Here is a 26,347-nt window from a genome sequence, read left to right as displayed (position 1 = left end):
GCCCCTGTTCGAGCGGATGACGAGATTCGAACTCGCGACCCTCACCTTGGCAAGGTGATGCGCTACCACTGCGCCACATCCGCATTTCGCTCGCTGCTCCCGGCTTCCCGGCAACCCTGCGTGCTCGATGACTCTAGCCGATCTGTTGTCGCGGGTGCAAAACGAGGCCCGCCGCGGCCCCTCCGCGAGCTCGTCCACCCGCCCGCTCCCCCGTGTTCACGCGGATCGGGTGGACGCGCCCCCGGACGCGACCCGGGCGTGTCGCGGCGCCGTGCGCCTCGGGCTCCGGCTGCGGGACCTCCGTGACCGCGACGGCCCCCGCGGTATGGCATCATGGATCCGCACCGTCCGCGGTGCGAGCACGGGCGATTGGCGCAGTTGGTAGCGCGCTTCCTTCACACGGAAGAGGTCATCGGTTCGAGTCCGGTATCGCCCACCGTCATCTCCCTCTCCCCCGCTACTGCAGCAGGGCGCGCGCCGTCCCCTCGTCGAGGACGATGTCCGTCACGAGCCCCGCGGCCAGCGCTCCGCGCACGCTCCGCACCTTGGAGGCTCCCGCCACGACGCACACGCGTCGCGGCGCCCGGCGGATCGTCGCGAGGTCCGGGCCGCTCGCGCGCGCGTTGATGGCGATGTCCGCCGACGAGCCGTCCTCGCGGAAGAAGACGGTCGAGACGTCGCCCACCACTCCGTCCGCGTCGAGCGCGCGCTGGTCGGACCTCTCGAGGTAGCCGCCCGAGTAGACGTGGCTCGGGACGAGGGCGACCGGGGACCCGACGCCGAACAGCACCATGTCCATCCGCTCCTGGAGCTCGAGCACGCGCTTCGTGCTCCGCTCCCGCCAGAGCGCCTGCTTCGTGGCCGGGTCGTCGAAGAACGCGGGCACGGGGAACTGCTGGACGGTCGCGCCGTACGCCTGACCGAAGCGGCGGAGGATCTCGCTGGCGTACATGATCCCGGTCGTGCGCACGTTGCCGGCCCCGTTGAGCTGCACGACGAGCGTGTTGTGCGTGGGCTTCGGGACGAGGTAGCGGCTGACGGCGCTGACGGTGGAGCCCCACGCGACGCCGACGACCATGTTCGAGTCGACGTACTGCGTGAGCATCCGTGCAGCCGAGAGGGCCACCCGGTCCACCCGGTCGACGTCGCTCGTCTGGTCGGGCACCGGCACCACGTGGGCGACGACCCCGTACCGCTCGTGCAGCTGCTCCCCCAGCACCGTCGCGAGGTCGAGCGGCGAGCGGATCTGGATGTCGACGAGCCCCGTCTCCCGGGCGAACGAGAGGAGCCGCGAGACCGACGAGCGGCTCGTGCCGAGCTCCCGGGCGATGGCCTCCATCGTCAGGTCCTGCATGTAGTAGAGGTGCGCCGCGCGGAGGGCGTCCTGGGTGCGCTCGTGCGCGATGCCGTCGACCATCCGGTCATGCTTGCACATCCGTGCACGGGCTTCGCATGATCCGTTCGCGGGCGGATGATGGATGCATCAGCACGCGCACCACGCACGCATCAGGACAACAGGAAGAAGCCTCCTCGTGACCACGTCGAAGAAGACCGACCTGCGGGACAACGTCGCCCGCATCCACGACCGCCCGAGCGCGAAGGTGCTCGTCATCGGCGGCGGCATCAACGGCATCGCGACGTTCCGCGACCTGGCGCTGCAGGGCGTCGACGTCGTCCTCGTCGAGCGCGCCGACTACGGCTCGGGCGCCTCGGCGGCCAGCTCGCACATGATCCACGGCGGCATCCGCTACCTCGAGAACGGCGAGTTCCGCCTCGTCCGCGAGTCCGTCGAGGAGCGCAACGGCCTCATCCGCATCGCGCCCCACTACGTGAAGCCCCTGCAGACGACGATGCCGATCTTCTCCACGTTCTCCGGCATCCTCAACGCCCCGCTGCGCATGCTGACCCACAAGCAGCGCTCCACCAAGGAGCGCGGCGCCCTGCTCATCAGCGTCGGCATGACGCTGTACGACTCCTTCTCCCGCGACGGCGGCTCGGTCCCCCGTCACCGCTTCCGCGTCGGCAAGGCTGCCCGCGAGGACATGCCCGCGCTGAACAAGGACGTCAAGTTCACGGGCACCTACTACGACGCCTCCGTGCACGAGCCCGAGCGCCTCGCGCTGGACGTGCTCAAGGACGGCCTCGCCGCGGGCGACCACGCGCGCAGCGCCAACTACCTCGAGGCCGTGGGCGTCGCCGACGGCGGCGTGAAGCTGCGCGACGTGATCTCCGGCACCGAGTTCGTCGTGACGGCCGACGTCGTCGTCAACGCGTCCGGCCCCTGGACCGACCTCACGAACGAGGCCATGGGCGGCGACACGAGGTTCATGGGCGGCACCAAGGGCTCGCACATCGTCGTCGACAACGCCGAGCTGCTCGAGGCCACCAAGGGCCGCGAGATCTTCTTCGAGAACAACGACGGCCGCATCGTCCTCATCTACCCGCTCAAGGGCCGCGTGCTCATCGGCACGACCGACATCGACGCCGACCCGAGCGAGCCGGCCGTCTGCACGGAGGAGGAGGTCGACTACTTCTTCGACCTCGTCAAGCACGTCTTCCCGCAGATCGAGCTGAACCGCGACCACATCGTCTACCGCTACTCGGGCATCCGCCCGCTGCCGCGCCACGAGGACACGGCGCCCGGCTTCGTGTCGCGCGACTACCGCATCGTCGAGACCGAGATCGCGGGTCTCGCCGGCAGCAAGGTGCTGAGCCTCGTCGGCGGCAAGTGGACCACGTTCCGCGCCCTGTCCGCCCACCTCTCGACCGAGGCCACCACGCGCCTCGGCGTCGAGCGCTCGGTCGACACGACGGGCATGCCCATCGGCGGCGGCAAGGACTTCCCGTCCTCCAGCACCGCCCGGGCCCGCTGGATCGCCACGCAGGCCGCCCGCGCCGAGGGCATCGGCACCGAGCAGGTCGACCGCCTGCTGAACCGCTACGGCACGCGCGCCACGAGCGTCATCGACGTCCTCTCCGGGCAGCCGTCGACGCCGCTCGCGACCGACCCGCAGCTCACGCGCGCCGAGATCGCGTACTTCGCCACGCACGAGGACGCGGTGCACCTCGCCGACGTCGTGCTGCGCCGCACGAACCTCGCGTTCGTCGGCGGCGTGACCCACGAGATGCTCGCGGAGATCGCGGACGTGCTGCAGGAGGCGCTCGGCTGGAGCGACGACGAGCGCGACGACGAGATCCAGGACACCGTCGACACGCTGCGCACGTACCACGGCGTCGACGTGGGCGCGACGAAGGTGGCCGCGGACGCGACCGTCACGGAGTTCGCGAACTAGCAGGACGCACGGCGGACCCGATCCGCACCGGGAGGCCGGTCGCCGAGAGGCGGCCGGCCTCCTCGCGTCCCGGGCGCCCCGGCTCCGCCGACCGGGAGGCGCTGTCAGGGGACGGGGCTACGTTCGGGCCATGACCCATCCCCGGCTCGACCCGATCCCGCTCACCACGCTCCAGGGCGAGGAGACCACGTTCGGCGCGTACGCCGACAAGGTCGTCCTCGTCGTCAACGTCGCCTCCCGCTGCGGCCTCGCGCCGCAGTACGAGAAGCTCGAGCAGCTGCAGCGCACCTACGGGGAGCGCGGCTTCACGGTCATCGGCTTCCCGAGCAACCAGTTCCTGCAGGAGCTCGGATCCGCGGAGGCCATCGACGAGTACTGCTCCACCACGTGGGGCGTCACCTTCCCGATGATGGAGAAGGTCAAGGTCAACGGGCGCGCCGCCCACCCCGTCTACGCGGAGCTGACGAAGGCGCCGGACGCCGAGGGCAAGGCCGGCCGCGTCAAGTGGAACTTCGAGAAGTTCGTCGTGACGCCGTCCGGCGCCGTGCACCGGTTCCGGCCGACGGTCGAGCCGGACGCCCCGGAGATCGTCTCGCTCATCGAGGCCGAGCTCCCCGGCTGATCCCCGGACGGGGCGCCCGCGGGCGAGCGGGCCTCAGCGGCGACGCGCGACGAGGCCCGCGAGGTAGGACGCCTGGCCGGCGTGCTGCAGGTCGTCGGCGAGCACGCTGACGAGGCGGGCGCCGAGCGTCACCTGCGGGGTCCAGTCCTCGTCCACGACGCGGTCGAGCTCGGCCGCGTCCAGGCCGGCGAGGTACGCGAGCGTCGCCGCCTGCACGGCGTCGAGGTACCCGAGGAGGAGCTCCGCGGTCACGCCCTCCAGCGCCGCGACGTCCTCGGACGACTGGCCGTAGCCGGTGGCCGAGGCGTCGAACGGCAGGGCGAAGCGGTCCGCCCACCCGCCGGTCGTCCAGGCCTGCTCCGCGCCGGCGACGTCGGCCACCTGCGCGTCCTGGACGCGGGCGAGGTGCCAGACCAGCCAGCCGATCGAGTTGGCCTCGGGATCCGGACGATGGGCGAGATCGTCGGCATCGAGCCCCTCGACGGCGTCGTGCACGATCTCGCCGATGCGCCCGTAGGCGTCGACGAGCAGGTCGGTGGCGTCGGTCATGGGGATCTCCTCGGGTCGTCACGCGGTCGGGCGCCGCCGGCGCCCGCTCCCATCCTGCTCCCGGTCGCGCCCGTGGGAGGCTCGGGGGATGACGCGCCTCTCCCCCGCCGCCCCGTGGTCGACCCCGGACGACGACGCGTGGTGCCCCTGCACGAGCGGCGACCCCTACGGCGCGTGCTGCGGGCCGATCCACCGCGGTGAGATGCCCGCGCCCACCGCCGAGCGGCTGATGCGCTCCCGGTTCGCGGCCTACGCGCGGGGCGACGCCGCCTACCTCGCGCGCAGCTGGCACCCGTCGACGCGGCCGACGGAGCTGGACCTCGACGCGTCCATCCGGTGGTTCCGGCTCACGATCGTCCGCACCGCCCAGGGCGGGCAGGATGACGCCACGGGCGTCGTCGCGTTCGAGGCGGCGTACCGGCACGAGGGCGAGCGCGGCACCCAGCGCGAGGCGAGCCGCTTCGCCCGGCACGCGGGATCCTGGGTCTACGTCGACGCGATGTGACGCCCGCGCGGGCGCCGGTCAGGCCTCGCCGAAGCCCGAGTCGATGAGCTCGACGAGCGCGGTCACGGCCTCCGCCGCGTCGTCGCCCGTCGCCTCGATCACGACGTGCGCGCCGCGGGTGAGGCCGAGCGCCATGATCCCGAGCAGCGACGCCGCGTTCTGGCCGTTGACCGTGATCGCCGAGGAGTAGGCGGACGCGCGCGTGACGAAGTCGGCCGCGGGCCGGGCGTGCAGGCCGTCGCGGTTGACGAGGACCGCCTCCCCGCGCACGGTGCCCGAGCCGCTCGCGGGAGCGGGCTCGGCGCCGTCGGCGCGGGGATCCGGTGCCAGGCCCGCGTCGGCGTCCTCGGCGGCGTCGGCGCTCGCGGCCGAGGCGGCGGCAGCGGCCACGTCCTCGAGCGTGCCGCCCGTCTCGGCGGCGACGGCCGCGGCGACCGCGCCCTCCACGAGCGGGGCGCGGACCACGCGCACGCGGGCCGCCGCGTCCTCGTCGAGCATGTCGACGGCCGTCTCGGCCGTGAGGTAGGCGGATCCGAGGTCGGCGAGCACGACGACGCCGTCGCCGCCCTCCGCCGCGGCGAGCGCCGCGGACACCACGTCGAAGCTCGTGCCGATGCCGACGTCCTCGCGGGAGCCGTCGCCGGATCCGCCCGCGGGCACGAGCGCGACCGTCGGCGCCATCTGCCGGGCGAGGTCGACGAGCCCGTGCGCGATGAGCGCGCTGTGCGAGACGAGGACGAGGCCGACGCTCACGAGCCGGACCCTCCGGCGTCGCGCGCGGTCGTGGCCGCGGCGCGGAGGATCAGGGCGGACGACTGCGCGCCCGGGTCTCGGTGGCCGATCGCCCGCTCCCCGAGGTAGGAGGCGCGGCCCTTGCGCGCCACGAGGGGCTCGGTGTCGCGGGCTCCCCGCTCGGCCGCGTCAGCCGCGGCGACGATGGCCTCGGCGGGACCGGATCCCGCATCGGCGGCGGCGCGCGCGGCCTCGGCGGCGGGACCCCACGCGTCCACCATGGTCTTGTCGCCCCGCTCCGCCTTGCCGCGGAGGACGATCCCGCCGACCGCGGCCTCGAGCAGGTCCGCGATCGCGGACGCGTCGAGGTCGGCGCGGCCCGCGGCGGCGGCGGAGGCCTTGAGGTAGGCGGTGCCGAGCAGCGGGCCGGAGGCGCCGCCGACCGTGGAGATGAGCGTGGTGGCGATCGCCTTCAGCGCGTCGGCCGGCGTCGCGTCGGATGCGAGGCCGGCGAGCTTCGCCGCCACCGCGCCGAAGCCGCGGTCGAGGTTCTCGCCGTGGTCGCCGTCGCCGATCTCGCGGTCGAGGGCGATGAGCTCCCCGCGCCGCTCGGCGACGACGCGCGCCGCCTCCGCGGTCCAGGCCACGATCCAGTCGGTCCCGAGTGCCATGAGCTACCTCCCCCACCGCAGGGCGGCGGTCTGCACGGGTGAGTCCCACAGCTCGATGAGCTCGTCGTCGAGCTGCAGCACCGTGAGGGACAGTCCCTCCATGTCGAGGGCCGTGACGTAGTCTCCCACGAGGCTGCGGGCGACGGTCAGGCCGGCCTCCCCGAGCACGGCGGCGGCGCGGCGGTACGCGATGTGGAGCTCCGAGAGCGGGGTCGCGCCCATCCCGTTCACGAGCAGGAGCACGCGGCTGCCCGCCGGTGCGGCGAGGTCCTCGAGCACGGGATCGAGCAGGCGCTCCACGATGGCGTCGACGGGCTCGAGCGGCAGCCGCACCCGGCCGGGCTCGCCGTGGATCCCGATGCCGATCTCCATCTCGTCGTCCGCGAGCGCGAAGCTCGGCTCGCCGGCGTGCGGGACGGTGCACGCGCGGATCGCGACGCCCATGCTGCGCACGCGCGCGACCACGCGCTCCGCGATCGCCGCGACGGCGTCGAGGTCGTCCCCGCGCTCCGCCGCCGCGCCCGCGATGCGCTCCACCAGCACCGTGCCGGCGACCCCGCGGCGGCCGGCCGTGTAGAGGGAGTCGGTCACCGCGACGTCGTCGTCGACCACGACCGTGCGCACGCGCACCCCCTCGGCCTCCGCGAGCTCCGCCGCCGTCTCGAAGTTCAGGACGTCGCCCGTGTAGTTCTTCACGACGTGCAGCACGCCCGCGCCGGCGTCCACCGCGAGCGTGGCGGCGACGACCGGGTCCGGCGTGGGGCTCGTGAAGACCGGCCCGGGCACCGCGGCGTCGAGCATGCCGTGGCCGACGAAGCCGACGTGCAGCGGCTCGTGCCCGCTGCCCCCTCCGCTGACGAGCGCGACGCGGCCCGGCCGGGTGGGTGCGGCGCGACGCACGTACAGCGGATCCGCGCTCAGCGTCACGAGCTCGGTGTGCGCGGCGGCGAAGCCCTCGACCGCCTCCCGGGCGACCGTCCTCGGGTCGTTGATCAGCTTCCTCATGCCGGCTCCTCGCGGGTCGCGGGCGGCGCGCGGGCCCCCGGGCGTCCGAGCCGGATCGAGGTCGGGACTCGGTCGGCGGCGACTCGGGTGCCCGCTCAACATACGCCCGGAGGCGCGGCTGGGACAGGGGCGGGCGATCCCCTCCCCGCATCCCCGGATCCGTGTGGCGGCGCAGCATGCCACCGGCCGGGAGCCCCGTGCCCCGGCACTAGATTGGAGGGACCGCGATGATGCGGCAGAGGTCGTACCCGCGCCTCGACGAACGATCGGAGCACCACGCAGTGGATCTTGGAGTCATATTCCTGTCGGAGACGGTGGGCACCGCCCTCCTCGTCCTCCTGGGATGCGGAGTCGTGGCGAACGTCGCGCTCGTCAAGTCGAAGGGGCTCGCCGGCGGCACCCTGATGGTGAACTTCGGCTGGGGCCTCGCGGTCTTCGCCGGCGTCACCGTCTCGTACGCGTCCGGCGCCCATCTCAACCCGGCCGTCACGCTCGGCCTCCTCGCCGCCGGCAAGATCGAGGACGTGGCCAGCGTGCCCGTGTACATCCTCGCCCAGATGGTCGGCGCGATCATCGGCGCCGTCTTCTGCTGGCTCGCGTACAAGCAGCACTTCGACGAGGAGCCCGACGCGGCCACCAAGCTCGGCGTCTTCTCTACCGGCCCGTCCATCCGCAACTACGCCTGGAACCTCGTCACCGAGGTCATCGGCACGTTCGTCCTCGTCATCGTGATCCTCGGCTTCAGCCTCGCGAACAACCCCGACGCGGACGCGGCCACCCCCGCCGGCCTCTCGGCGCTCGGCGCGATCCCCGTCGCCCTCCTCGTGGTCGGCATCGGCGCGTCCCTCGGCGGGCCGACCGGCTACGCCATCAACCCGGCCCGCGACCTGGGCCCGCGCATCGCGCACGCGATCCTCCCCATCAAGGGCAAGGGCGCCAGCGACTGGTCCTACGCCTGGGTCCCCGTCGTCGGCCCCGTCATCGGCGGACTGCTCGCCGGCCTCGCGTCCTACGCGCTGCTCCCCATCCTCTAGAACACCCGACCCCCTCATAGGAGAGACCACATGAGCGAGAAGTACATCGTCGCCATCGACCAGGGCACCACCAGCACGCGTGCCATCGTCTTCGACCACGCCGGATCCATCGTGTCCACCGGCCAGCTCGAGCACGAGCAGATCTTCCCCCGCGCCGGCTGGGTCGAGCACGACCCCATGGAGATCTGGCGCAACACCCGCGAGGTCATCGGCCAGGCGCTGTCCAAGGCCGACATCACGCGCCACGACGTCGAGGCCGTGGGCATCACCAACCAGCGCGAGACCGCCGTCGTGTGGGACCGCACCACCGGCAAGCCCGTCTACAACGCCATCGTCTGGCAGGACACCCGCACCCAGAAGATCGTCGACCGGCTCGCGGCCGACGGCGGCGTCGAGCGCTTCAAGCCCACCGTCGGGCTGCCGCTGGCGACCTACTTCTCGGGCACCAAGATCGTCTGGATCCTCGAGAACGTCGAGGGCGCCCGCGCGAAGGCCGAGGCCGGCGAGCTCATGTTCGGCACGACCGACACCTGGGTCCTCTGGAACCTCACGGGCGGCACCGACGGCGGCGTCCACGTCACCGACGTGACCAACGCGTCCCGCACCCTCTTCATGGACCTCGAGACCCTGCAGTGGGACGACGAGATCCTGAAGGCGTTCGACGTGCCGCGCTCGATGCTCCCCGAGATCAAGAGCTCCTCCGAGGTCTACGGCCAGGTCGAGTCCTCCAGCCTCCTGCGCGAGGTGCCCATCGCGGGCATCCTGGGCGACCAGCAGGCGGCCACCTTCGGCCAGGCGGCGTTCGACCAGGGCGAGTCCAAGAACACGTACGGCACCGGCAACTTCCTGATCTTCAACACCGGCACCGACATCATCCACTCGCAGAACGGCCTCCTCACGACGCTCGGCTACAAGCTGGGCGACGCGGAGCCGCACTACGCACTCGAGGGATCCATCGCCGTCACGGGCTCGCTCGTGCAGTGGATGCGGGACAACCTCGGCCTCGTGTCGAGCGCCGCCGAGATCGAGACCCTCGCGGCCACGGTCGAGGACAACGGCGGCGTGTACTTCGTCCCCGCGTTCTCCGGCCTCTTCGCGCCGTACTGGCGCTCGGACGCGCGCGGCGCGCTCGTCGGCCTCACGCGCTTCGTCAACAAGGGCCACATCGCCCGCGCCGCGCTCGAGGCCACGGCCTTCCAGACGCGCGAGGTGCTCGACGCGGTCAACGCCGACTCCGGCGTCGACCTCACCGAGCTCAAGGTCGACGGCGGCATGATCGCCAACAACCTGCTCATGCAGTTCCAGGCCGACATCCTCGGCGTGCCCGTCGTCCGCCCCGTCGTCGCGGAGACCACCGCGCTCGGTGCCGCGTACGCCGCGGGCCTCGCCGTCGGGTTCTGGAAGGACCTCGACGACCTCCGCAGCAACTGGCAGGAGGACAGCCGCTGGACGCCGGACATGGACGACGCCGAGCGCGAGCGCCAGCTGCGCCTCTGGAAGAAGGCCGTCACGAAGACCTTCGACTGGGTCGACGACGACGTGCAGTAGACCGCACCCGCACGATCCGCACGCCCCGTCGCCCCAGGTGACGGGGCGTGCGGCATCTCCGGGCGCCCTCGACGAGCGTCCCGCGACCGCGGATCAGATCAGCGTCGGCTGGCCGTCGTCCGCCGGTGCCTCGCCGACGGGCGCGACGAGGTCCGGTCCGTCGTTGCGCACGCTGTTGACGCGCGTCGACACCCGCCGCGGCACGAGGTGCGGCTCCGGCAGCGACCCGAGGAGGTGGCGCACCTCGTCGACGGCGGTCGTGCCCGCGTAGAGCCACTCGTCCAGGCGGTCGTGCGGGACGATCACGGGCGTGCGGTCGTGGATGTGCCCGAGCGCGTCGCTCGCGGCCGACGTGATGATGGCGAGGCTGCGGAGCCAGGCGCCCGGCTCCCCCTCCGCGACGGCCGGATCCCGCCAGTGCTCGTACACGGCCGCGAACGCCAGCGGCCCCTCGTCCTCCGCGTGCAGGTAGCTCGGCTGCTTCCCGCCCGCGACCGCCTGCCATTCGTAGTACCCGTCGGCCGGCACGACCGCGCGCCGCGTGAGCACGGCCTTCCGGAACGTGGGCTTCTCCGTCACGGTCTCGACGCGCGCGTTGATGAGCGGCGGTCCCTGCCTGCTCTTCGCCCACGGCGGCACGATCCCCCACCGGGCGTCGGTCAGCACGCGGCGGACCGTCCCGTCGACGTCGTCGCGCGGACGCCGGTCGGCGACCATGCGCACGGTCGTCGTGGGCGCGACGTTCCACGACGGCGGCGGGTCCTCGCCCTCCACGTCGTCGACCGCCCACTCCCCGACCAGGTCGCCCGTCGCCCGCGCAACCACGAATCTCCCGCACATGCGACCATCATCCGCCGTGCCCGCGACATCGCGCGGGCCCCGCGGGGATCCGCCGCGATCAGGCGCGCGTGGCGGCGGCCCACTCCTCGAGCTTGGCGGCGGCGCGGCCGGAGTCGACCGCGTCCGCCGCGACGGCGAGCTTCTCGCGCAGGCGCGACGCCATCGGCTGCTGCACGCGCGCGGGATCCGCCATGAGGTCGAAGGCCTCGAGGCCCGCCGCCGCGTTGAGCAGCACGACGTCGCGCTGGGGCCCGGGCTCGCCGGCCAGCACGCGTCGGATCACGTCGGCGTTCTCCTCCGCCCCCGCGCCGAGCAGCGCCTCCACGGGTGCGCGCGGGATCCCGAGCTCCAGCGGGTCGAGGTCGTGCTCCGTGACCGCGCCGCGGCTGACCTCCCAGATGTGGCTGTGCCCGGTCGTGGTCAGCTTGTCGATGCCGTCGTCGCCCCGGTAGACCAGCGCGGTCGCGCCGCGGGTGCGGAAGACGCCGACGAGCAGCGGGACGCGGGAGAGGTCGGCGACGCCCACCGCGGACGCCTCGGGTCGCGCCGGGTTGCAGAGCGGGCCCAGCACGTTGAACAGGGTCGAGATGCCGAGCTCGCGACGCGTCGCGGCGGCGTGGCGGAAGCCCGGGTGGAAGAGGGCGGCGTGCGCGTAGGTGATGCCCGTCTCGCGGAGCACCTCGGCGACCCGCTCGGGCGCGATCGTGAGGTCGACGCCGAGCGCGGTCAGCACGTCCGACGCGCCCGACGACGAGCTCGCCCCGCGGTTGCCGTGCTTGACGACGGGGACGCCCGCCGCCGCCGCGATCACGGACGCCGCGGAGGAGATGTTGAGGACGGCGCCGTAAGGGTCGCCTCCCGTGCCCACGATGTCGAGCGCGCGCGGGTCGACGTCGAGCGGCAGCGCCTCCTCGAGCACGGCGTCACGGAACCCGACGATCTCGTCGACCGTCTCCCCGGAGGCGCGGAGGGCCACCAGCAGGCCGCCCAGCTGCGCGGGAGTGGCCTCGCCGCGCATCACCTGGCGCATGGCCCACGTGGACTCCCGCACGGACAGGTGGCGCCCCTCGATCAACGTCGTGATGAGCGCGGGCCAGGTGGGGGCGGAGGGCATGCGGATCAGCCTAACGAGAGGCTGGATCGGATCTCACGGGCGGCCCGGGTGGGCGTCGGGCGTCGTCGGCCTGGGTCATAATGGAACCTGTGACGACCACCTCAATCTCCCCTGCATCCACCGCGCCGGTGGTGAACCGGCCGAACACGGTCGCCGTCGGCACCATCGTGTGGCTCGGCAGCGAGGTGATGTTCTTCGCGGGTCTCTTCGCGATCTACTTCACCCTCCGCTCCACGTCCGGCGCCCTCTGGGAGTTCGAGGCCGGCCGCCTCAACGTGCCCTTCTCCCTCGTGAACACGCTCATCCTCGTGTCGAGCTCGTTCACCTGCCAGTTCGGCGTCTTCGCCGCGGAGCGCCTGCAGGCGCGGGCCACCGGCTGGAAGCCCAGCCAGTGGGGCACGGTCGAGTGGTTCTTCCTCACCTACGCCCTCGGCGCGATCTTCGTCGTCGGCCAGATCTTCGAGTACGCCACCCTCGTCACCGAGGGCATCACGCTCAGCAGCAATGCCTACGGCTCGGCGTTCTACATGACCACGGGCTTCCACGGCCTCCACGTCACGGGCGGCCTCATCGCCTTCCTCCTCGTCATCGGGCGCATCTTCGCCGTCCGGTCGATGGGACACCGGGAGGCGACGAGCGCCATCGTCGTGTCCTACTACTGGCACTTCGTCGACGTGGTCTGGATCGGGCTCTTCCTGGTCATCTACGTCCTCAAATAGCACCGAGCGGGAGCAACAACCACAGCATGAGCACCAAGACAGCACGCGCCCGTCGCACCGGTCGCCGCAGCCCCCTGACCACCGTCGCCCTCCTCGCGATCGGCCTGCTCTTCACAGGCGGCGCCTACGCGCTGATCCAGACGGGCACCGCATCGGCGGACGTCGACCTCAAGTCGGCGCAGACCATCGACGAGGGCCAGAAACTCTTCGGATCGAACTGCGCCACCTGCCACGGCATGGACGCGACCGGCACGGGTGTCGCCCCGAGCCTCATCGGCGTCGGCGCCGCCTCGGTCGACTTCCAGGTCGGCACGGGCCGCATGCCCCTCCAGGGCACGACGGTCCAGGCCCCCGAGAAGCCCACGCAGTTCACGGACACCCAGGTCAAGCAGCTCGCGGCGTACGTCGCCTCGCTCGCCCCCGGTCCGGCCATCCCCGAGAGCCAGTACCTCGACGGGGAGGGCGACGCCGCGAACGGCGCCGAGCTCTTCCGCATCAACTGCGCCATGTGCCACAACGTGGCCGCGGCCGGAGGCGCCCTCACCGAGGGCAAGTTCGCCCCGAGCCTCGAGGGCGTGGATCCGGTCCACATCTACGAGGCCATGGTCACCGGCCCGCAGAACATGCCGGTCTTCAACGACACCAACATCTCCCCCGAGGACAAGCGCGACATCATCACGTCGCTCCAGTACATCGAGGAGAACAGCACGGTCGGCGGCGCGAACCTCGGCGGGCTCGGCCCGGTCTCCGAGGGGCTCTTCATGTGGATCTTCGGTCTCGGCGGCATCGTCGCCCTGACCGTGTGGCTCACGGCCCGGTCCAACTGACGCCCGCATCGATGACCCGCACCAGATCACAGGAGAGGCACGCACATGGCACACGACGATAAGGACGAGTCGGGCGTCGTCCCCGCGGGCTACGACGCCGGCGAGCTCGAGTCCCCGGGCCGTGACGTCGTGCTGCCCGGCGGCACCGCCGTCGCCACGCGCGACGCCTTCGCGAACCCCGGCTTCCCGGAGCACCGCCTCCGCGTCACCGACAAGGACCCGAAGAAGGCGAGGACGGCCGAGCGCGTCGTCTACACCTGGTTCTACCTGTCGATCGTGGGCAGCGTGTTCGCCATCGGCGCGTACTTCGGCTTCCCGATCTACGCGGACGACCCGGGCAGCGTCCGGCTCAACAACCTGTTCCTCGGCATCGGCATCGCGCTCGCGCTGCTCAGCCTCGGCATCGGCGCCATCCACTGGTCGAAGGCGCTCATGAGCGACCACGAGCTGATCGACGAGCGTCACCCGCAGGGCGGCTCCCCCGCCACGCAGGCACGCGCGGTCGAGATCTTCGCGCAGGCGAACGAGGAGTCCGGCTTCGGTCGTCGCTCGCTCATCCGCAACAGCCTCATCGGCGCGCTCGTCGCCTTCCCGCTGCCCGCCGTCATCCTCTTCCGCGACCTCTACCCGGGAAGCGCCGAGGAGCCCGCGTCGGCCCTCAGCCACACGCTCTGGAAGAAGGGCGAGGTCCTCACGCGCGACCCCTCCGGCACGCCCATCAAGGCGTCGGACGTCACGATCGGATCCGCCTTCCACGTCATCCCCGCCTCCCTCATGGAGCTCGAGGAGGGCAAGCTCGAGGAGAAGGCCAAGGCCGCGGTGCTGCTCATGCGCCTGCGCCCCGAGGACCTCGTCGAGACGCCCGAGCGCAAGGGCTGGTCCTACGACGGGATCGTCGCCTACTCCAAGGTCTGCACGCACGTGGGTTGCCCGGTGGCGCTCTACGAGCAGCAGACGCACCACCTGCTCTGCCCCTGCCACCAGTCCCAGTTCGACGTGACCAACCACTGCGAGGTCATCTTCGGACCGGCCAAGCGGCCCCTGCCGCAGCTGCCCATCGCCGTCAACGACGAGGGCTACCTCATTGCACAGAGTGATTTCACCGAGCCCGTAGGGGCGAGTTTCTGGGAGCGTCGTGGTGACTACAACAGCTGATCCGACCACGACGGGTGCCACCGCGCCCGCCGCCAAGAGCGGGGGCGGCCTCACCGCTGCCGCCGCGACCTACCTCGACGAGCGCACCAGCGTCAGCGTCGCCGTCAAGGAGTTCGGGCGGAAGATCTTCCCGGACCACTGGTCCTTCATGCTCGGCGAGGTGGCGCTCTACAGCTTCGTCGTCATCCTGCTGACGGGCTCCTGGCTCACCTTCTTCTTCGACCCCTCGATGGCGGAGACGCACTACGCCGGCTCGTACGCGCCCCTCAAGGGCGTCGAGATGTCCGTGGCCATGTCGTCGTCGCTCGACATCTCGTTCGACATCCGCGGCGGACTGCTCATGCGGCAGATCCACCACTGGGCGGCCCTGCTGTTCGTGGCCTCCATCGGCCTGCACATGCTCCGCATCTACTTCACCGGTGCGTTCCGCAAGCCGCGCGAGCTCAACTGGTTCATCGGCTTCGTCCTGTTCATCCTCGCGATGGCCGAGGGCTTCACGGGCTACTCGCTCCCCGACGACCTGCTCTCCGGCAACGGCCTGCGGATCATCGACGGCATGGTCAAGGGCATCCCGGTGATCGGCACGTGGATCTCGTTCCTCCTCTTCGGCGGCGAGTTCCCGGGCACCGACATCATCCCGAGGCTCTACACGCTGCACATCCTGCTGCTGCCCGCGATCCTCGTCGCGTTCCTCGCGCTCCACCTCCTGTTCGTGGTCGTGCACAAGCACACCCAGTTCGCCGGGCCCGGCCGCACGAACGAGAACGTGGTCGGCGTGCCGGTGCTCCCGACGTTCGCGGCCAAGGCCGGCGGCTTCTTCTTCGTCGTCTTCGGCGTGATCGTGGTCATGGCGTCGTTCTTCACGATCAACCCGATCTGGAACTACGGCCCCTACGACCCGTCCCCGGTGTCGGCGGGAACACAGCCCGACTGGTACATCGGCTTCGCGGACGGCGCCCTGCGCCTCGTCCCGCCGGGACTCGAGTTCGTGCTACTCGACCACACGTTCTCGTTCAACATCATCCTGCCGATCACGGTCCTGGGCCTGTTCATCGTGCTGGTCGCGCTCTACCCCTTCATCGAGGCGTGGATCACGGGCGACAAGCGCGAGCACCACATCCTCGACCGCCCGCGCAACGCCCCGACGCGCACCGCGATCGGCGCCGCTGGCGTCACGTTCTACGCGGTCCTCTGGTCCGCCGCGAGCTCCGACCTCATCGCCACTCACTTCAAGGTGTCGATGGAGGGCGTGATCCACACGCTGCAGGCGCTGCTGATCCTCGGACCGGTCATCGCCTACCAGGTCGCGAAGCGCATCTGCCTGGCGCTCATGAAGAAGGACCGCGAGATCGCCCTCCACGGCGTCGAGTCGGGCCGCATCGTGAAGCTACCCGGCGGCGAGTTCATCGAGGTGCACGAGCAGCTCGACGAGTACGAGCGCTGGCGCCTCGTCAGCTTCGACGACTACAAGCCGCTTATGATCCGCCCGGACAGCCGTGGACGCATCACGGTCAACCAGCGGGCCCGCGCGGCGCTGTCGAAGTGGTTCTTCGAGGACCGGATCTCCCCGGTCACCACGAAGGACGTCGAGCGCAGCCACGGCGACCACCACTAAGCACCACCTCCGTCCGCCCTGAACCGCGGACGAGCACCGAGAGCCGGTCCGGCATCACGTCGGACCGGCTCTCGTGCGTCCGCCCATCCGTGGAACCCATCGCGCCTCGAGGAGCACCCGTGGATCTCGCCAGGCTCGCGTCGTGGCTCCGGTGTCCCGTGTGCGCCGAGGAGCTGCAGGCCCTGCCTCCGCTCGTGCTCCGCTGCGCACGAGGCCATTCCGTGGACGCGAACAAGCGGGGGTACGCGACGCTCCTCGCGCCGGGGACGCGCGTGGTCGGGGACACGGCGGAGATGCTCGCCGCTCGAGGTCGGTTCCTGGACCGCGGCCACTACCAGCCGATCGTCGATGCCCTCCTCAGGGCCGTCGGAGACGCCGAGGCATCTCGGCCCTCCGGCCCGGCGGGAACCGACGAGGGCGAGGGCCTGCGCGTCCTGGACGCTGGCTGCGGCACGGGCCACTACCTGCGCGCTGTGCTCGATCACCTTCCCGGCTCGACGGGGCTCGCCGCCGACCTCTCCCCCGCGGCCGTCGCGATCGCGGTGCGCCGTCGTCCGGACGTGGACGGTCTCGTCGCCGACACCTGGGCGTCGCTGCCTCTGCGTGATGGCGCGGTCGACCTGGTCCTCGACATCTTCGCGCCGCGCAACCTGCCGGAGTTCCACCGCGTGCTCGCTGCGGATGGCCGCGTCGTCATCGTCGCGGCCGGTTCGGAGCACCTCAGGGAGCTGCGGGCATCCGGTCGTGCCGTCGGTGTCCAGGAGGACAAGAGGGAGCGGATCCTGGAAGCGGCCGATCCCCTCTTCGCCGCGGTGTCGGAGACGCGCGTGCGACGCGTCCTGCCGCTGTCGGATGACGACGTCGCCCTGCTGCTGGGCATGGGGCCGTCCGCCCACCATGCCGGTGCGCAGCAGCGACTTCTCCCCACCGGGATGACAGCCGAACCGTCGATCGACGCTGCGGGCCTGCAGGACATCACGATCGACGTCATGATCCACGTGCTCCGCCGACGCGAGCTGTCCGCCACCGCCTGACGGCGCCGCAGGGTGACGGCGCTTCTCCCGCGTCGCCCAGGTGTGCGCCCGAGCTCCCGGCACATCCCGGCATCGTGGGCGCTATTCATCGCACGCCGAATCCCCACCCACAGCGGCTAGCGTAAGGAGTGTCATAGTGCTGCTGTCCGGGGGGAAGCGGTTCCCTCGGCGTCGACGCTCCCCGGCGGGGGCCTCGCTCCCGCGAACGGTCGGTCCCTGCGGATCGCCGATCCGGCCCGACCCGTGGATCAGGGACAGCCCGTGCTCGACTCGCTCACGCTCCGCGTCGCCTTCGGCGTGACGACCCTCACGCTCTTCCTCCTGTTCGCGCTCGTCACGCACCGCAGCACGAGGTCACCCTTCAGCTTCTGGTGGTGCGCCGCGCTGGCGCTGTTCATGGGCGGATCCCTCGCGTACCTGCAGGACGGCACCCCGGCGCAGGTATGGGGCAACCCGCTCGGGAACGGGCTCATCGTCGCGGGGGCGGCATCCGTCTGGATGGGCAGCCGCTCGCTCCGAGGTCGGGGCACGCCGTGGTGGCTCGTCGTGGCCCCCGCCGCGGCCATCGTGGCGCTGTCATGCGCGGACTCCCCCGCGACCAACGACTGGTCCGGCGGCGCGCTCTACCTGGCCCTCATGGCCACCCTGATCGGGCTCTCGACAGGGGAGCTCGCCCTCCTCGACGCCGGCCACTCGCGCACACGGTGGCCGCTCATCCTCGCCTCGGGCGCGCTCTCCGCCTACTACGCCGTCCGCCTCGTCGTCTTCGTCGCGGCCGGCCAGCGGAGCGACCTGTTCACCGCGTGGTTCGGGACGCCGTCCACGACCCTCATCACCCTGATCCTCCTGGTCGTGGTGTCGTTCAGCATGGCCTCCCTGAGCGGCGAGCAGGTGGCCAGGACCTTCGCCGCGCGTGCCGCCCGGTCCCGCCAGGAGCTCGTGGACGGAGGGGGCGTCCAGCGCCGGCTGCTGCCCCAGACCGTCCCGGACCTGCCCGGCTACGAGATCGCCGGCGCGTGCGTCCCGAGCGGCGACGTCAGCGGCGACTTCTTCGACTGGCAGCGCACGCCCGTCGGGCTCGTGGTCACGCTGGCGGACGTCATGGGCAAGGGCGTCGGAGCGGCGATGATCGCGGCCACGGTCCGGGCCTCCCTGCGCGTCGCCTCGCCCGCGCACGACCCGGCTCGCACCATGTCCGTGGTGGACCGCATCGTCGAGTCCGACCTCGACGTGAACGACGCCTTCGTGACCCTGCTGCACCTCCGGCTCGATGCCCGGACCGGGGAGATCGACCTCGTCGACGCGGGCCACGGCCTCGGCATCATCTGCCGCGCCGACGGTACGCGGGAACCCATCCCATCGCGCAACCTGCCGCTCGGAGCCCTGGGGACGCAGGAGTGGGACACGACGTCGGTGCGGCTCGAGCCGGGCGACCTGCTGCTCATCTGCAGCGACGGCGTCCTCGATCTCTTCGACGGCACGCTCGACTCGATGGATCTAGCTGCCCAGACCGCCATGGCCGCGCGACCGACCGCATTCGCGGCCGTCGACAGCCTCACGCGCCTGGCCGCCGCCACGACGCCGCCGGACGACGTCACCGTGGTCGCCATACGCCGGACGACCAGCTGACGCTCGGCCTCTCGGACACCGGGAGGCCCCGCCCTCGGGATCCCGTGCGCGCCTTCAGCGGAGGCGTCGCGTCGACGGATGATGCCCGAGGACGCGGCCCGCCCGACGACGACGATGCCCGGCCCCTCAGGGGGACCGGGCATCGTGGTGGTGCATCGTCGAGCTACCGCAGGAGCTTCTTGTAGAACTCCGCGGTGCGCTCGTAGCCGAGGCGCTTGTAGAACTCGCCGGCGCGGCGCGTGCTCATGGTGATCTGACCGACGCCGCGGTCGCCGCACAGGCGCTCCACCGCGCGGACCAGGGCGGACCCCGTCCCGCCGCTGCGTGCGCCGGCATCCACGACCAGCTCCTCGAGGTGGGCGCTGAGCCCACCCGCATAGAGCAGCCGCGATACGACGAGGTACGCGTACCCGACGACCCGTCCGCCGTCCTCCGCGACGAGCAGGACGTCGCGGCCGACGTCCTTGTTCGCGCGGAGGATGTGGAAGAACGTGACGTCGAAGTCGTCCCGCGTCGCCGGGGCGTTGATCATGTCGAGCTGCTGGCAGAGGGCGAAGACGGCGTCCCCGTCCGAGGCCTGCGCGTGCCGGATGTCGACCATGGGATCAGCGGGCGAAGTAGCCGCGGTAGTACTCGTAGGTCCAGCCCACGAGCGCGATGATCGCCAGCCCGCCGCCGATGATCGCGATCCAGATGCCCACGGCGAGGCCGAGGAACACGGACGCGGCACCTGCGGCGAGGATCACGGGCCACCAGCTCCACGGGCTGAAGAAGCCGAGCTCCGGATCGCCGTCGTCGACGTTGGCGTCGCTGCGGTCCTCCGGGAGCTCGCCGTTCTGCGCGGCGTAGAGGCGGGCGACGAAGAACCCGATGAACGCCGCAAGCGCACCCGAGAGGGCGATGGCCAGCGTGCCGACCCACTCGACCGTGTTCTGGTCGATGAGGTGCCAGATCGTGTACGCGGCCGCCGCGATGACGAAGAAGACCGCGAGGACGTAGAAGAGGTTCCTATTGGCGCGCACGTCACTTCACCTTGTCGCTGGAGATGTCGTAGGTCGCGGCGTCGGGAGCGTCCTTCGCCGGGCCGATGCCGACGGGGATGCCGGCCTCGGGGTGGTTCAGGTCGAAGGCCGGGGCCTCCGAGCGGATCCGCGGGATGGACGTGAAGTTGTGACGCGGCGGCGGGCACGAGGTCGCCCACTCGAGCGAGCGGCCGTAGCCCCACGGGTCGTTCACGGTGACGCGGGGCGCCGTGCGCGCGGTGATCCAGACATTCAGGAAGAACGGGATCATCGACAGCGCCAGGATGCCGGCACCGATGGTCGACAGCTGGTTCATCCACGTGAAGTCGTCCTCGGGCTGGTACGTCGCGTAGCGACGCGGCATGCCCATGACGCCCAGCCAGTGCTGGATGAGGAACGTGGTGTGGAAGCCGACGAACAGCAGCCAGAAGTGGACCTTGCCGAGGCGCTCGTTGAGCATCGTGCCCGTCCACTTGGGCCACCAGAAGTAGAAGCCCGAGAACATGGCGAACACGACGGTGCCGAAGACCACGTAGTGGAAGTGCGCGACGACGAAGTACGTGTCGGAGACGTGGAAGTCGAGCGGGGGCGACGCCAGGATGACGCCGGTCAGGCCGCCGAACGTGAACGTGATCAGGAAGCCGATGGCCCACAGCATGGGCGTCTCGAACGTGACCGAGCCGCGCCACATCGTGCCGATCCAGTTGAAGATCTTCACGCCGGTGGGGACCGCGATGAGCATGGTCATGAGCGAGAAGAACGGCAGCAGGACGGAGCCGGTGACGTACATGTGGTGCGCCCATACCGTGACCGAGAGGGCCGCGATGGAGATGGTCGCGTACACGAGGGTCTTGTACCCGAAGATCGGCTTGCGGCTGAAGACCGGGAAGACCTCGGAGACGATGCCGAAGAACGGCAGCGCGATGATGTAGACCTCGGGGTGCCCGAAGAACCAGAAGAGGTGCTGCCAGAGGATGGCGCCGCCGTTGGCCGGGTCGTAGATGTGCGCGTCGAAGATGCGGTCGGCGCCGAGGCCGAACAGCGCGGCCGCGAGGACCGGGAAGGCCATCAGCACGAGGATCGAGGTCACGAGGATGTTCCACGTGAAGATCGGCATGCGGAACATGGTCATGCCGGGGGCGCGCATCGTGATGATCGTCGTGACGAAGTTCACGGCGCCGAGGATGGTGCCGAATCCGCTGAGCGCCAGGCCCATCACCCAGAGATTGCCTCCCAGGCCTGGCGAGAACGTCGTGCTCGACAGCGGCGCGTACGCGAACCATCCGAACGAGGCCGCGCCGGCCGGGGTGAGGAATCCGGCGACCGCGATGAGCGAGCCGAAGTTGAACAGCCAGTACGCGAACGCGTTCAGCCGCGGGAACGCGACGTCGGGAGCCCCGATCTGCAGCGGCATGAGCACGTTGGCAAAGCCCGCGAACAGCGGCGTCGCGAACATGAGCAGCATGATCGTGCCGTGCATGGTGAAGAGCTGGTTGTACTGCTCCTTCGTCTCCACCACGTGCAGGCCCGGCTCGAAGAGCTGCGCGCGGATGACCAGGGCCATCACGCCGCCGAGGCAGAAGTAGAGGAACGAGGTGATGAGGTACAGGTACCCGATCGTCTTGTGGTCGGTCGAGGTGATCCAGTTGACCACGACGTTGCCACGACGCTCGGCCTTGCCGTTGCCGTCGAGGACCTTCGCCTGACCCGCGGGGATCGCGGCGGTGGGACGGTTGAGGGTCGATGTCACGTTTCTGCTGCCCTACTCTTCGGACGACTCGGTGGTGGCCGGCACGTCGGTGCCGGGGAGGTTCTGCAGGCGGTCGTAGTCCTTGCCCAGGTCTCCGGCGAAGCCGGCCGCCTTCTGCTTCTCGATGTAGGCGTTGTACTCGTCGATGGAGACGACCTTCACCTGGAAGAGCATGAGGGAGTGGTACTCGCCGCAGAGCTCGGCGCACTTGCCCATGAACGTGCCCTCCTTCTCCGGGATGAACGTCATGTAGTTCGTCTTGCCGGAGATGAGGTCCTTCTTGTACAGGAAGTCGACGACCCAGAAGGAGTGGAGCGTGTCGCGGGTGTTGAGCTCGAGCTCGACCTTGGTGTTGACCGGCAGGTACAGCGTGGGGAGCTTGTCCTTGTCGATGGAGCCCTGGGGGCCGTTCGGGTCGTCCTCGGCCTGGACGCCCTGCTCGTAGGCGCCGCCCTCGATGGGTTGTCCGGCCTCGGTCTCGCCGCCGAGGTAGTTGAAGTCCCAGGCCCACTGCTTGCCGAAGACCTGGACCTTGACCTCGGGCTTGTCGAAGCGCGCCTCGATGGCGGCCTGGTCCTTGGCGGTGAACGCGAAGAAGCCGAGCACGAGGATGAGGGGCACGATCGTGTAGAAGATCTCGATCGGCATGTTGTAGCGCATCTGCACCGGGAGGCCGGTCTGGCCCTTGCGGCGGCGGTAGACGACCGCGGCCCAGATGGTGAGGCCCCAGGTGAGGACGCCCACCGCGAGGAGGACGATCCACGCCGTGACCCACAGGCCGATGACCGAGTCGACGTGGTTCGTCGTGCCGGCCTCGGTGGGGAGGAAGCCCTGGAGCTGCTGCTGCGTGCACCCCGCGAGGAGTACCGAGATGCCTATGGCGACGGGGATCGTCAGCCAACGTTGACGGCGAGTGAAGCGCACGTGCAGACCCTTCGAAGAACCGGATGTGACGGGTTCCACCCTACGCGACAGGGAGCCGCCCGAAGGACGACTCCCTGTTCGACGCCCGGTTTCCCGGGGCCAGATCGCTTACCGCTCCATGTGTCAGTGGAACGAGTCGCCGCACGCGCACGAGCCGCCGGCGTTCGGGTTGTCGATGGTGAAGCCCTGCTTCTGGATGGTGTCCTCGAAGTCGATCGTCGCGCCGTCGAGGTACGGGACGCTCATCTTGTCGACGATGACCTCGACGCCGTCGAAGTCGACCGTGGCGTCGCCGTCGAGCTCGCGCTCGTCGAAGTAGAGCTGGTAGATGAGGCCGGAGCAGCCGCCGGGCTGGACGGCGACGCGGAGGCGGAGGTCCTCGCGGCCCTCCTGCTGGAGCAGGCTCTTCACCTTGCTCGCCGCGGTGTCCGTGAGTCCGACGCGGTGGGCCGCCTGGGCGGTCTCGGTCAGCGTGGTGTCGGTCATGAGCACTCCTCGGGTGGTGGGATCTGCGGTCGGGCGACTCCGGTGGAGTCTACGTCGTGCAACCGCGGGAGTCACCCGGGTGTTCCCGCCGTCCCGCGGGGATCCGGTCGGGACCCCGCGGGACGGACGCGCTCAGTCGCGGCGGGCGATGCGCGAGAGGAGGACGGCCTCGCTGAGGATGGCGCGCTGCAGCACGCCGAGGTGCTGCGACTCGTTCGGGCTGTGCGCCCGGGTGTCGGGGTCCTCGACGCCGGTCACCAGGATCTGCGCGGAGGGGAAGGCCTCGACGAGGTCGGCGATGAACGGGATGGACCCGCCGATCCCCGCCTGCACCGGCGCGCGGCCCCAGCCGGCCGTCATGGCGGCCGTCGCCTCGGCCATGGCCCAGCCCGTCGTGTCGACGAGGAAGGGGTCGCCCTGGTCGACGTCGCTGATCTCCACGTGCGCGCCGAAGGGGCGGTGCCCCTCGACGTGCGCCTCGAGCGCGCGGTACGCGTCGGCCGCCGTCTGCCCGGGCGCGATGCGGGCGCTGATGCGCACGGACACCTCGGGGAGCAGGGTGTTGCTCGCGTTGGCGACCGAGGGGGCGTCGATGCCCGTGACGGTGATCGACGGCTGCGCCCACAGGCGCGTGAGGATCGGCCCGGTGCCGACCGGCGAGACGCCGGGCAGGAGCGCGGCCTCCTCGGCGAGGCGCGCGTCGTCGTACTCGGGCGTCTCCATCTCGGTGCTCGTGAGGCCCGCGACGGCGACGGAGCCGTCGGCGTCCCAGAGCGAGTCGAGGAGGCGGACGGCCGCCATCATCGCGTCGGGGACGGCGCCGCCGAACATGCCGGAGTGCGACGCGTGGTCGAGCGTGCGGACCGTGAGGCGGAACGTGACGTTGCCGCGCAGGGCGATGGTGATGGACGGGGTGTCCACGTCCCAGTTGTCGCTGTCGGCGACGACGATCACGTCGGCCGCGAGCGCGTCGTGGTGCTTCGCGAGGAAGTCGGAGAAGGAGCGTGATCCCGCCTCCTCCTCCCCCTCGATGAAGACGGCGAGGCCGAGGTCGAGGTCGTCGCCCTCCGCCTCGACGAGCGCGCGGATGGCCGCGACGTGCGTCATGATCCCGGCCTTGTCGTCCGAGGCGCCGCGACCGTGCAGGCGGTCGCCGCGGAGGGTCGGCTCGAAGGGCGGCGTCTCCCAGTGCTCGTCGGCCCCGGGCGGCTGCACGTCGTGGTGCGCGTAGAGGAGGACCGTCGGCTTCCCGTTCCGCGGGGCGCGCGTCGCCAGGACCGCCGGCTGCCCGTCGTCGCCCGAGGGCGTGGTGGCGCGGTGGACGGAGACGTCGTCGAAGACCCCGAGCCCGGCGAGCAGTCCCGCGACGGCGTCGGCGCTGGCCGCGACGTGGGTCGGGTCGAAGGCCGGCCAGGAGACGGAGGGGATGCGCACCAGGGCCGAGAGGTCGGCGATCGTGGTGGGGAGCCCGCCCGCGACGGCCGCGGCGAGCCGGTCGACGGCCTCCTGGTCCGGTGCGGTCACGGCGTCTGCGGAGGTGTCGGGAGGCGTCATGCAGGTAATCTTAGATTCACTCCAGGCAAGGACGAGAGACGTGGCGAAGCAGCACACCCCCGCAGAGACCCCCTCCGAGACGAGCGCCCCGGCGCCCGTCGACGGCCGCACGGCCGACGGGAAGAAGGGCCCCACCCCGACCCGTCGGGAGCGGGAGGCCGCGAACCTGCGCCCGCTCGTGCCGCAGGACCGCAAGCTGGCGGCGCAGCAGGCCAAGGAGAAGGCCCGCGAGGCGCGCGCCCGCGCGAACGCCGGCATGGCCGCGGGCGACGAGCGCTACCTGCCCGTCCGCGACAAGGGCCCGCAGAAGCGCTACGCCCGCGACGTCGTGGATGCGCGCTGGAGCGTCGGCGAGCTGCTGCTGCCCGTCATGGGCGTCGTCGTGGTGCTCACCTTCGTGCTGCCGAACCTCTCGGCCATCCCGCTGCTGTCGATCTACGTCTTCGTCCTCGCGGCCATCATCGACGCGTACTTCACCGGCCGCCGCGTGCGCGCCGCCATCGCGGAGCGCGTCGGGGCCGACCGGGTCGAGCGCGGGATCCGCTGGTACACGGGCATGCGCACCATCCAGATGCGCCCGATGCGCCTCCCGAAGCCGCAGGTGAAGCGCCGCGAGAAGGTCACCTTCGGCTGATCCCCGCGCGATGCGCGGCTGAGGCGCGATGCCTCAGCGGCGCCGGATCCGCAGCAGCCCGGCGTTGACGGACCGGGCCCACAGCGGCCCCCGGTAGAGGAACGCCGTGTACCCCTGCACGAGCGTCGCGCCCGCGTCGAGCCGCGCCTGCACGTCCTCGGCCGTGTCCACGCCGCCGACGGAGATGACGCACGCGTCCTCGGGCAGCGCGCGGCGCAGGATCGCGAGCACCTCGAGCGAGCGGGACGCCAGCGGCGCACCCGAGAGGCCTCCCGCGCCCGCGGCCTCGACGACGCGCGCATCCGTGCGCAGATCCGAGCGGGAGAGCGTGGTGTTGGTCGCGATGACGCCCGCGAGGCCGAGCTCGGTCGCGAGCTCCGCGATGCGCTCCACCTCGGCGTCCTGCAGGTCGGGCGCGATCTTGACGAGCACCGGCACGCCGCCCGCCGCGTCGCGGATGCTCGTGAGGAGCGGCCGCAGCAGCTCGATCTCCTGCAGCCCGCGCAGCCCCGGCGTGTTCGGCGAGCTGACGTTGACGGCCAGGTAGTCGGCGGCGGGCGCGACCAGGCGCGTCGTGCGCACGTAGTCGGCCACGGCGTCCTCGACGGCGACCACGCGGGTCTTGCCGATGTTGACGCCGATGACGGGTCGATCCCGTCGCGCCCGGAGGCGACGGAGGCGGTCGGCGAGGGCCGCCGCTCCCCCGTTGTTGAAGCCCATGCGGTTGATGACGGCGCGGTCCTCGATGAGGCGGAACAGGCGCGGGCGCGGGTTGCCGGGCTGGGCCTCGGCCGTGACCGTGCCGACCTCCACGTGGCCGAAGCCGAGCTGGCCGAGCCCGAGGACGGCCTGCGCGTCCTTGTCGAAGCCCGCGGCGACGCCGAACGGGGACGGGAAGCGCAAGCCCAGCGCGTCGACCGCGAGCGACGGATCCGGCGCGGTCAGCCGTCGGGCGATCCAGCCGAAGCCGGACGGCGGGAGGAGGGCGATGGCCGTGGACGCGAGGTGGTGGGCGTCCTCCGGGTCCATGCGCGATAGGACCGTGCGGAAGAGGAGGGGATACATCTTCACCAGGCTAGCGCCTG

The 26,347-nt window shown here is 71.3% G+C and carries 26 protein-coding genes and 2 tRNA genes; 13 read left to right on the top strand and 15 right to left on the bottom strand.

Going from position 1 to position 26,347, the window contains the following annotated elements:
• Nucleotides 1–11: 11 nt before the first annotated feature.
• Nucleotides 12–83: transfer RNA gene (locus ACMT9T_RS00820), tRNA-Gly, on the bottom strand.
• A gap of 280 nt (nucleotides 84–363) precedes the next feature.
• Between ACMT9T_RS00820 and ACMT9T_RS00815 the strand changes: the two genes are divergently transcribed.
• Nucleotides 364–436, top strand: a tRNA-Val gene (locus tag ACMT9T_RS00815).
• Between the two features lie 21 nt (nucleotides 437–457).
• Here ACMT9T_RS00815 and ACMT9T_RS00810 read toward each other — a convergent pair.
• Nucleotides 458–1,417, bottom strand: a complete 960-nt coding sequence (locus tag ACMT9T_RS00810; RefSeq protein WP_414743818.1) for a sugar-binding transcriptional regulator — start codon at nucleotides 1,415–1,417, stop codon at nucleotides 458–460.
• 61 nt (nucleotides 1,418–1,478) lie between these two features.
• On the opposite strand from ACMT9T_RS00810, the gene ACMT9T_RS00805 reads away from it, so the two are divergent.
• Together ACMT9T_RS00805 and ACMT9T_RS00800 are read left to right on the top strand one after the other, a co-directional pair.
• Nucleotides 1,479–3,293, top strand: coding sequence for a glycerol-3-phosphate dehydrogenase/oxidase (locus tag ACMT9T_RS00805; RefSeq protein ID WP_414743817.1), 1,815 nt, complete (start codon nucleotides 1,479–1,481; stop codon nucleotides 3,291–3,293).
• A 130-nt stretch (nucleotides 3,294–3,423) separates the two neighbouring features.
• Entirely contained in the window at nucleotides 3,424–3,915 is a 492-nt protein-coding gene (locus tag ACMT9T_RS00800; RefSeq protein WP_414743816.1) for a glutathione peroxidase, read from the top strand.
• 33 nt (nucleotides 3,916–3,948) lie between these two features.
• On the opposite strand, the gene ACMT9T_RS00795 is transcribed toward ACMT9T_RS00800, so the two are convergent.
• Complete coding sequence (locus ACMT9T_RS00795; protein ID WP_414743815.1) at nucleotides 3,949–4,464, bottom strand: mycothiol transferase; 516 nt, start codon at nucleotides 4,462–4,464, stop codon at nucleotides 3,949–3,951.
• Between the two features lie 88 nt (nucleotides 4,465–4,552).
• Here ACMT9T_RS00795 and ACMT9T_RS00790 point away from each other — a divergent pair, with 88 nt between their 5' ends.
• Entirely contained in the window at nucleotides 4,553–4,969 is a 417-nt protein-coding gene (locus tag ACMT9T_RS00790) for a YchJ family protein (protein WP_414743814.1), read from the top strand.
• An 18-nt stretch (nucleotides 4,970–4,987) separates the two neighbouring features.
• Here ACMT9T_RS00790 and dhaM read toward each other — a convergent pair whose 3' ends face one another.
• From dhaM to dhaK, 3 genes are read right to left on the bottom strand one after another with little or no spacing between them, the layout of a single operon-like run.
• Nucleotides 4,988–5,722, bottom strand: a complete 735-nt coding sequence (gene dhaM, locus ACMT9T_RS00785; protein ID WP_414743813.1) for a dihydroxyacetone kinase phosphoryl donor subunit DhaM — start codon at nucleotides 5,720–5,722, stop codon at nucleotides 4,988–4,990.
• On the bottom strand, nucleotides 5,719–6,372 hold the full coding sequence (gene dhaL / locus ACMT9T_RS00780) for a dihydroxyacetone kinase subunit DhaL (RefSeq protein WP_414743812.1): 654 nt from the start codon (nucleotides 6,370–6,372) through the stop codon (nucleotides 5,719–5,721). The genes dhaM and dhaL overlap by 4 nt, the downstream gene beginning before the upstream one ends.
• Nucleotides 6,373–6,375: 3 nt before the next feature.
• Nucleotides 6,376–7,377: a dihydroxyacetone kinase subunit DhaK gene (gene dhaK, locus ACMT9T_RS00775; protein ID WP_414743811.1), complete on the bottom strand. Its 1,002-nt coding sequence runs from the start codon at nucleotides 7,375–7,377 to the stop codon at nucleotides 6,376–6,378.
• Nucleotides 7,378–7,604: 227 nt separating this feature from the next.
• On the opposite strand from dhaK, the gene ACMT9T_RS00770 reads away from it, so the two are divergent.
• On the top strand, nucleotides 7,605–8,411 hold the full coding sequence (locus ACMT9T_RS00770; RefSeq protein WP_414743810.1) for an MIP/aquaporin family protein: 807 nt from the start codon (nucleotides 7,605–7,607) through the stop codon (nucleotides 8,409–8,411).
• Between the two features lie 30 nt (nucleotides 8,412–8,441).
• A complete protein-coding gene (glpK, locus tag ACMT9T_RS00765) occupies nucleotides 8,442–9,959 on the top strand; it encodes a glycerol kinase GlpK (protein ID WP_414743809.1) in 1,518 nt (505 codons plus the stop codon).
• 93 nt (nucleotides 9,960–10,052) lie between these two features.
• On the opposite strand, the gene ACMT9T_RS00760 is transcribed toward glpK, so the two are convergent.
• Nucleotides 10,053–10,799 (bottom strand): SOS response-associated peptidase, encoded by a 747-nt coding sequence (locus tag ACMT9T_RS00760; protein WP_414743808.1) that lies wholly within the window; start codon nucleotides 10,797–10,799, stop codon nucleotides 10,053–10,055.
• A gap of 58 nt (nucleotides 10,800–10,857) precedes the next feature.
• Complete coding sequence (gene trpD / locus ACMT9T_RS00755; RefSeq protein WP_414743807.1) at nucleotides 10,858–11,913, bottom strand: anthranilate phosphoribosyltransferase; 1,056 nt, start codon at nucleotides 11,911–11,913, stop codon at nucleotides 10,858–10,860.
• 89 nt (nucleotides 11,914–12,002) lie between these two features.
• Here trpD and ctaE point away from each other — a divergent pair, with 89 nt between their 5' ends.
• The 6 genes from ctaE (at nucleotide 12,003) to ACMT9T_RS00725 (ending at nucleotide 18,892) form a co-directional block, all read left to right on the top strand.
• A complete protein-coding gene (gene ctaE, locus ACMT9T_RS00750) occupies nucleotides 12,003–12,632 on the top strand; it encodes an aa3-type cytochrome oxidase subunit III (RefSeq protein WP_444843297.1) in 630 nt (209 codons plus the stop codon).
• A gap of 26 nt (nucleotides 12,633–12,658) precedes the next feature.
• Nucleotides 12,659–13,459, top strand: a complete 801-nt coding sequence (gene qcrC, locus ACMT9T_RS00745; protein ID WP_414743806.1) for a cytochrome bc1 complex diheme cytochrome c subunit — start codon at nucleotides 12,659–12,661, stop codon at nucleotides 13,457–13,459.
• Between the two features lie 45 nt (nucleotides 13,460–13,504).
• On the top strand, nucleotides 13,505–14,614 hold the full coding sequence (gene qcrA, locus ACMT9T_RS00740) for a cytochrome bc1 complex Rieske iron-sulfur subunit (RefSeq protein ID WP_414743805.1): 1,110 nt from the start codon (nucleotides 13,505–13,507) through the stop codon (nucleotides 14,612–14,614).
• Nucleotides 14,595–16,229 (top strand): cytochrome bc1 complex cytochrome b subunit, encoded by a 1,635-nt coding sequence (gene qcrB, locus ACMT9T_RS00735; protein WP_414743804.1) that lies wholly within the window; start codon nucleotides 14,595–14,597, stop codon nucleotides 16,227–16,229. The genes qcrA and qcrB overlap by 20 nt, the downstream gene beginning before the upstream one ends.
• A gap of 221 nt (nucleotides 16,230–16,450) precedes the next feature.
• Nucleotides 16,451–17,263, top strand: coding sequence for a methyltransferase domain-containing protein (locus tag ACMT9T_RS00730; RefSeq protein WP_414743803.1), 813 nt, complete (start codon nucleotides 16,451–16,453; stop codon nucleotides 17,261–17,263).
• A gap of 243 nt (nucleotides 17,264–17,506) precedes the next feature.
• Nucleotides 17,507–18,892: a PP2C family protein-serine/threonine phosphatase gene (locus ACMT9T_RS00725; protein WP_414743802.1), complete on the top strand. Its 1,386-nt coding sequence runs from the start codon at nucleotides 17,507–17,509 to the stop codon at nucleotides 18,890–18,892.
• Nucleotides 18,893–19,055: 163 nt separating this feature from the next.
• Here ACMT9T_RS00725 and ACMT9T_RS00720 read toward each other — a convergent pair whose 3' ends face one another.
• From ACMT9T_RS00720 to ACMT9T_RS00695, 6 genes are all read right to left on the bottom strand, one after another.
• Nucleotides 19,056–19,493, bottom strand: coding sequence for a GNAT family N-acetyltransferase (locus tag ACMT9T_RS00720; RefSeq protein WP_414743801.1), 438 nt, complete (start codon nucleotides 19,491–19,493; stop codon nucleotides 19,056–19,058).
• A 4-nt stretch (nucleotides 19,494–19,497) separates the two neighbouring features.
• Nucleotides 19,498–19,914, bottom strand: a complete 417-nt coding sequence (locus ACMT9T_RS00715; RefSeq protein WP_012038527.1) for a cytochrome c oxidase subunit 4 — start codon at nucleotides 19,912–19,914, stop codon at nucleotides 19,498–19,500.
• A 1-nt stretch (nucleotide 19,915) separates the two neighbouring features.
• Nucleotides 19,916–21,664: an aa3-type cytochrome oxidase subunit I gene (ctaD, locus tag ACMT9T_RS00710; protein ID WP_414743800.1), complete on the bottom strand. Its 1,749-nt coding sequence runs from the start codon at nucleotides 21,662–21,664 to the stop codon at nucleotides 19,916–19,918.
• 12 nt (nucleotides 21,665–21,676) lie between these two features.
• A complete protein-coding gene (gene ctaC, locus ACMT9T_RS00705; protein ID WP_414743799.1) occupies nucleotides 21,677–22,588 on the bottom strand; it encodes an aa3-type cytochrome oxidase subunit II in 912 nt (303 codons plus the stop codon).
• A 123-nt stretch (nucleotides 22,589–22,711) separates the two neighbouring features.
• Entirely contained in the window at nucleotides 22,712–23,074 is a 363-nt protein-coding gene (gene erpA, locus ACMT9T_RS00700; RefSeq protein WP_012038530.1) for an iron-sulfur cluster insertion protein ErpA, read from the bottom strand.
• 132 nt (nucleotides 23,075–23,206) lie between these two features.
• Nucleotides 23,207–24,628 carry a dipeptidase gene (locus tag ACMT9T_RS00695; protein WP_414743798.1) on the bottom strand — a complete coding sequence of 474 codons (1,422 nt, stop codon included), beginning with the start codon at nucleotides 24,626–24,628 and terminating at the stop codon, nucleotides 23,207–23,209.
• A gap of 40 nt (nucleotides 24,629–24,668) precedes the next feature.
• Here ACMT9T_RS00695 and ACMT9T_RS00690 point away from each other — a divergent pair, with 40 nt between their 5' ends.
• Nucleotides 24,669–25,262: a DUF3043 domain-containing protein gene (locus ACMT9T_RS00690; RefSeq protein WP_414743797.1), complete on the top strand. Its 594-nt coding sequence runs from the start codon at nucleotides 24,669–24,671 to the stop codon at nucleotides 25,260–25,262.
• A 33-nt stretch (nucleotides 25,263–25,295) separates the two neighbouring features.
• Here ACMT9T_RS00690 and ACMT9T_RS00685 read toward each other — a convergent pair whose 3' ends face one another.
• The gene (locus tag ACMT9T_RS00685) at nucleotides 25,296–26,327 is read right to left on the bottom strand and encodes a quinone-dependent dihydroorotate dehydrogenase (protein ID WP_414743796.1); all 1,032 of its coding nucleotides are present in this window, start codon (nucleotides 26,325–26,327) and stop codon (nucleotides 25,296–25,298) included.
• Between the last annotated feature and the right edge of the window lie 20 nt (nucleotides 26,328–26,347).

It is taken from the genome of Clavibacter vidaverae (assembly GCF_047529985.1).
GTDB lineage: Bacteria > Actinomycetota > Actinomycetes > Actinomycetales > Microbacteriaceae > Clavibacter > Clavibacter nebraskensis_A.
The sequence above is the reverse complement of the archived record's forward strand: the minus strand, read 5'-3'. Positions and strand labels throughout refer to the sequence as shown.